Annotated in this window: 1 protein-coding gene; it reads right to left on the bottom strand. The window is 68.9% G+C overall.

Going from position 1 to position 299, the window contains the following annotated elements; genetic code table 11:
• Nucleotides 1-299 (bottom strand): hypothetical protein (locus OO60_RS44365; RefSeq protein ID WP_280513812.1); only part of this gene is annotated, 299 nt, incomplete at both ends.

The raw sequence follows: 299 nt of genomic DNA, 5'->3' as shown, positions 1-299 counted from the left end.
TTGGCCCAGGTCTCGGACTGGGCGGCGATTTCGTCGGCGTTGCCGGTGAGCCCGTTGAGGGCGTCCTTGAGCGGGCCGACGTGCTCCATCAGCCAGCTGACACCGGCGGCGAGGATGGCGCCGAAGGGGTCCATGGCCATCGACAGGGCGTCGAGCGCCGTGCCGACCGCGCCCATCGCCACCGAGGCCCAGTCGCCGCTTTCGATCGCGGACTTCAGGTCGTTGGCGGACTCCAGGAGCGAGATGCCGGAGTAGGCCTTCGTCGAGTCCTGGGTCTGCGCGATCAACGGGTTGCTCAC

Source organism: Amycolatopsis vancoresmycina (genome assembly GCF_000716785.1).
In the GTDB taxonomy this organism is placed as follows: domain Bacteria; phylum Actinomycetota; class Actinomycetes; order Mycobacteriales; family Pseudonocardiaceae; genus Amycolatopsis; species Amycolatopsis vancoresmycina.
This window is presented reverse-complemented; position numbering and strand designations above follow the sequence as displayed.